The organism is Streptomyces sp. NPDC002403 (assembly GCF_053593015.1).
The window spans coordinates 1-5,396 of record NZ_JBSFBQ010000126.1 but is presented as its reverse complement, the minus strand read 5'-3'; the positions used below and the strand labels follow the sequence as shown (position 1 = coordinate 5,396).

At 67.6% G+C, this 5,396-nt stretch carries 5 protein-coding genes; 2 read left to right on the top strand and 3 right to left on the bottom strand.

Translation table 11 applies throughout. The features are described from left to right. On the bottom strand, positions 1-1,255 hold a 1,255-nt coding region (locus ACWCPY_RS42845), incomplete at its 3' end, for a DEAD/DEAH box helicase family protein (RefSeq protein WP_451274570.1). Positions 1,256-1,609: 354 nt separating this feature from the next. Here ACWCPY_RS42845 and ACWCPY_RS42840 point away from each other — a divergent pair. Both ACWCPY_RS42840 and ACWCPY_RS42835 read left to right on the top strand, forming a co-directional pair. Next, complete coding sequence (locus ACWCPY_RS42840; RefSeq protein WP_451274568.1) at positions 1,610-3,172, top strand: helix-turn-helix domain-containing protein; 1,563 nt, start codon at positions 1,610-1,612, stop codon at positions 3,170-3,172. Further along, positions 3,172-3,756 carry a transcriptional regulator gene (locus ACWCPY_RS42835; protein ID WP_451274566.1) on the top strand — a complete coding sequence of 195 codons (585 nt, stop codon included), beginning with the start codon at positions 3,172-3,174 and terminating at the stop codon, positions 3,754-3,756. The genes ACWCPY_RS42840 and ACWCPY_RS42835 overlap by 1 nt, the downstream gene beginning before the upstream one ends. A gap of 155 nt (positions 3,757-3,911) precedes the next feature. On the opposite strand, the gene ACWCPY_RS42830 is transcribed toward ACWCPY_RS42835, so the two are convergent. Both ACWCPY_RS42830 and ACWCPY_RS42825 read right to left on the bottom strand, forming a co-directional pair. Further along, a complete protein-coding gene (locus tag ACWCPY_RS42830) occupies positions 3,912-4,355 on the bottom strand; it encodes a MarR family transcriptional regulator (protein ID WP_451274564.1) in 444 nt (147 codons plus the stop codon). Continuing rightward, entirely contained in the window at positions 4,352-5,056 is a 705-nt protein-coding gene (locus ACWCPY_RS42825) for a hypothetical protein (RefSeq protein ID WP_451274562.1), read from the bottom strand. The genes ACWCPY_RS42830 and ACWCPY_RS42825 overlap by 4 nt, the downstream gene beginning before the upstream one ends. Positions 5,057-5,396 lie beyond the last annotated feature (340 nt).

The following is a 5,396-nucleotide window of genomic DNA, read 5'->3' as shown; positions in this document are numbered from 1 at the left end:
TGTCGGCGAAGACGACGCCGCCGACACCGCGCTTGCCGCGGATGTCGACGCCCTCGCCCAGCACCCGGCAGCTGGACAGGATCCCCATATCGGTCACCCACCCCTGCGCGTCGAGGCCGTCGGCGAACCGGTCCAGCACCACCCGCCGGTGAGCGGCCGGGTGCTCACCGCACAGCCACTCCGCCCCCACCCGCTTGGGATAGGCGACAGGGTCCGTCTCGTGCAGCTCGGCCGCGGTCTCCGGCAGCGCACGCGCGAACGCCATCGCGTCCAGGGTGCGGCTGTGGAACGTCATCAGCGACCGGACCCCGGTGGTGTCCGCGTGCTTGAGCAGCGCGGCCTGCAGCGCGGCCAGACGCCGGCCCCGCTGCTCCTCCACCGAGGCATGCGGACCGGGCGCCTCGGGATCACGGATCTCCAGCACGTCGACCTCGAACGAGGCGAGGATGCCCCGCTCGACACTCTCCATCAGCCCGAGCTCGTACAGCACCGGGCCGTAGAGCTCGACATCATCCATCGAGGCCACCATGCGCCCGCCCGAAGCATCCGGGCCGTCCTCGGAGCCGCTGCGCACGTCCGCCCTGCCCGCGCTTCCGGAACCCGGTGCGGCCTCCCACAGGCGCGGCGTAGCCGTCATGTACAGCCGTCGCGCCGCCGGGATCCGCTCCTGATCGTGAACCGCCGCCCACGCCTTGCCCAGATCACCCGAACTGCGGTGCGCCTCATCCACTACCAGGAGATCGAAGACGCCCATGCGCTGGCCGAACGAGCCGCGCATCGCCCGCTCCAGCACCCCCGGCGCCACCGTCCCCTCCCCGTCGCCCTGGTCGTCCTCCAGACCCTGCGGCGACAGGCTGGCGTACGTCGCGAAGACCACCATCGGCCCGCTCTGCGCCCACAGGGCCAGCTGCGTCGGATTGGTCGTGCACCGCACATCGAGCGCCTCCAGCAGCGGATCGGCACCCAGACTGCACACCGCCACCGCGGGCCCCGAATGCCCTGCCGCCCGCCACGCCTCGACGGTCTGCGTCAGCAGGTCCAGCGTCGGCACCACGATGCCAACCAGCCCCCTGGGCACCATCCGCAGCGCCGCCACCGCCGCCGTGATCGTCTTGCCCGAACCGGTCGATGACACGACCTGCCCGCGCAGGCCCCGGGCAGGCAGAATCCCGTCCGCAGGGGCAGAAAGTCCCTCAATAATCGAGTCCACGGCCTCTACCTGATGCGGCCTAAGGGTAATCGCACTCAATTCCACCACTCCTCAAGAATTCTTCCGCTGCGAAATGCAGAGCGCATCCTGCCCGGCATCAGAAACGCAGCTCGTCGGCGCGAATGGTGCTGCCCGGGGCCGTCCTGTCCTCGTGGAGAACCACGTGCTGCGTCATCCCTGAGGGGACCTGCTCCGGCGTGAGAGCGGGACCAGCCCGGCGGCGGCTGCGGGCGCCCATCCGACGGTCATGTCCCGTTCCTTCCTTGCCGACCCGGCGAGGTCCCGCCGCAGGTCCTGGCCTCATGTCACTGCCCGCACCCCGCCACCACCATGCAAACAGATGCCTAATCAATGCCTAATCTACTGCCAGCATACGCCTAACTGATGTATCTTCGAGGTATGAATGAGGAAACTGACAGCGTGGAAGCCCTGCTGGAGGAGGCACGGCTAGCGGCGCGGATGCCGCCGCCGGCAGAACGCCTGAGGCTGCGTCAGGCCGCCAGCCTCTCGCGCGCCCAGGTAGCCGCAGCAGTGGGTGTCGGACGCCAAACCGTCGCCAACTGGGAGGAAGGCGCCACCGATCCGCAGCCCCCGGGACGTGTGAAGTACCTGCGCCTGCTCGAAGGCCTCGCCCAGCTCCACCCCGCCCCGGCCCAGCCGCTCACCGAAACATCCACCCCAAAGGCGACCCCGGCCGCAGCGTTCGCCGCCCCCGAAACCGCGCGGGGCCCCGACGGACTGGCCATGGAAGGCAAGCCCGGCCCGTGCATCCGCTGCGGCGTCACAACGACCTACCAGGCCACGGACGGCCGCCCACTGCACGCCGGAGCCATGTGCCAGCCTCCCGCCGCCGCGCCCCAGGCATCCAGCGCCCCCGCACCAGTCACCCCGGCCTCACCCGCCCCCGCACCGGCGACCGCTGCCTCACCCACCCCGGCACCGCTGCCCTCGCGGCCGCAACGGCGGGCACGGTCGGCTGCCCGCGCCCAGGCCGAGACAGCCGACCTCATCGGCCGGGCCGTCCACGAAGAACTGGAGCGCGCCGAGGGCGACGTCGATGCCGCGCTGCAGGCCCTGATCAAGCGCGCCATCCCGGACGTCATGCACCTGTTCAACGAGACCCGCGCCACCGCCCGCTACACGTACACCGCCTACCCGGCCCTGCCCGACATCCTCAAGAAACCCTCGAAGAAAGAGCCGGACCAGATCTGGGAGGCCCGCCCCAACTTCCGCCACCCCGACTACTCCCTCAAAATCCCCGGCAGCATCGCGGTCACCGCCCTGGACGTCAACGCCGCCTACCTCTCCGCCCTCAAGTGCTGGCTACCGATCGGCAAGCTGGAACACACCACCGGCAGCGACGGCGTCGACCCCAAGCGCTCCGGAGTCCACCTCATCACCCCCACACCGTGGACCCACCCACACCTGCCCAACCCCCTCGGCGACCGCGACGAACCAGGCGCCCTGTGGATCACCGACGCCACCCTGCGCCTCCTCCTGCGCCTGTCCGCGCCGAAGTACGGACTGCTTGAACCGCCGGTCATTCACGAATCGTGGACATCCGGTGCCACGGAGAACTTCCTGGACGCCCTGCGCAAGCTGCTCACCGCCGCGCGGGACACAGCCATCGCCGAGGACGACACCGTCACCCTGGAATACGTCAAGGCGATGTACTCGAAGTTCATCTCCACGATGGGCGAGTCGATCCACAACCGCGAAATGACCCGCCCGGAGTGGATGCACATCATCCACAGCCAGGCCTACGCCAACCTCTGGGGCAAGGCCTACAAGGCACACCAGGCCGGCCTGGACATCATCAGCATGATGGGCACCGACGAACTGCACGTCACCGGCAACTGGCGCCAAGTCTTCCCCGAGGGCCGAGGCGTCGCCCAGATGAAGATCAAACACAGCGACGCCAAGGCATCCGGTGAATACACCGTCGACAAGGCGGCCCGCTGATGGCCGGCGACAGCCGCTGGCAGGATCTCGGCACCTACCAGGCCCAAGGTGTTCACGGAAGGCGGGCCCTGGCCGAAGCAATCGACCGGATGGTGACAGGTATCGAGTCCCCCGTCGACTCCGAGCGAGGCCTGGCCGCCCGGCTGCGCTACCTCACTGTCTCCGACGCCGGATACGAGGCCATGGACCGCGCGGGCATCCACGTCAGGCCCCGCACCCTCATTGCCTGGCTCGCCGAAGAACAAACCCCCAGCCGGGCCAACCTCGCCCGCCTGGATGCCGCTTACTGGGACCTGCGCCGCCGCAATGTCGCCGCGGACCTCAAGCGCCGGCTCAACAACCACGGCCGCGGAACCCGCATCGAGATCGACCCGGCCGACCAGTCCCGCGTCGACCGCCGCCACCAGCGCGATCTCGAAACCCGCAGCATCAGCGTCCGCGGTGTGTGGGACCGCGCCGTCGACGCCTGGATCGACGGCGACGAACAAGAACTCGAAGCCGTCTGGGACGACATCATCAGCGGCGGCCTGGGCACCGACTGGGACGCGTACACCTACGTCTCCTCAGTCGGCTGGGCCGCCTGACCTCTCGCACACACGACGGGCCCGGAGCCACTCGAACTGACTCCGGGCCCGTCCCCGTGTCACCGTACCGACTGTTCCGGCAAGAATGTCGGACGGGACTGAGGTGGAGCGCACGTGCGGTCGTCGGCTTCGCCGACGTCCAGCAAGGCATGCGGTCAGGAGACGGCTTTGAAGACCTGGCGTCGCTTCTGCTTGTCCTTCTCCCGGCGCTTCACCGCGAGCTGATCCTGGTAATCGGCCGCAGCCTTCCTGTACCGGTCAACGAAGCCAGGAGCGTTGAGACGCTGCTCCTTCGGCATCGCGTTGATAGCTGCGACAGCGTCCTCAGGGGACCGATACGAGGCGAGCATGGCGTTGATCTGGTAGATCCCGGCGCGCTGCTTCTTCACCAGCTGGGCCAAGTCCAGGTCCCGCATCGCGGCGTTCACCGCAGCCCGGCTGAGCTTGAGCATCTGAGCAATGGTGACCTGGTCGATCTCAATGCGCCCACCCGGCTCACTGTGGGCACGGAGCTTGAGCAGCACGCGGTACGCCGCGGGCAGCAGATCCAGATCGGCGACAATGCCTTCCGCATTGGTGACGGCGAAATGCAGACTCACTTGTCAGTCCCCTTCTCCTGTCGCTGCGCACGCTCCAGGCGCCGCTGGGCGCGCTGCTCCGCTCGCTTGCTCCGCAGCTGTTCGATTTCCTCGCGCATCTTCTCCAGAGAGGGGAAGCGCACCAAATCGGGGAGGCTCTGGTCGGATCGGATCTTCGCGATGGCGGTGTGCTGGTCGACCTTGACGTACTCGGCCGGGGTGGTCTCTGTACCTGGGATGAACTCAGCCACGCGGTAGCTGTAGGGAGGGTTGAACTGGTAGACCCCACGCTTCACTCTGAACACGATCCCATGGAACATGATCTCGCCCAGGGCCTCATTGGCCTTCGTGCGCGAGACATCCAGCACCGTGCCCATCTCCTCCTGCGTCAGGTGGATTCGCCCGCCGGCCCTCTGGCACGCGATGAGCAGCAGGATCATCCGCAGCGGTAGCGCCTCGCGGAAGAACTGGGCAATGACCAGGAAGAACTCCAGGCTGTCCATGGAGAACGCGTTCGGCTGGTCCGGCTTGCCGTAAAACTCCAGCGGTTTGCGTTCGCCGTCCAACGTCAGCTTACGGCCGGGGTACCGGCGTGCCACCTCGTCCAGATCCTTGACCGGCTGGAGGTACCGGTCCAACGCATCGGCCGGATCATTCAGCGGCAGCTTCGGCTGCGGCTCGCTACGGGAACCGGTCCTACGGCGCTGCGGCTCGGTTGGCACGGGGTCGCTCTCCCAGCTCCTTGATCTTCATTGCGGCAGCATTATGTCACCTCAACTTGACATCCATGTCGCTCCGACACGACACGAGTACAGAGTTGTGTCCCCTCTGAGGGGACACAACTCTTCTTCTACCGCCCCGGAATCCGCCACTCGGGACACAGACTCAGTTCATGTCGCCTCTACTTGACATGCTGTCGCTTCTCGTGTCGCTCCCAGTTGACATGAGGTCCGAGATCTGCCCCTTCAGTCGGGACACATCCAAGGCGATGTGTCTCGTCCGGGGCCACCAGGGTCGCCGCCACCCCGAGCAGGCTGGACTTGCCGGAGCCGGAGGGCCCCA

Coding starts and splice junctions, on each gene's coding strand:
- ACWCPY_RS42835 (WP_451274566.1), top strand. CDS start 3,172: ATGGCCGGCGACAGCCGCTGGCAGGATCTCGGCACCTACCAGGCCCAA.
- ACWCPY_RS42840 (WP_451274568.1), top strand. CDS start 1,610: ATGAATGAGGAAACTGACAGCGTGGAAGCCCTGCTGGAGGAGGCACGG.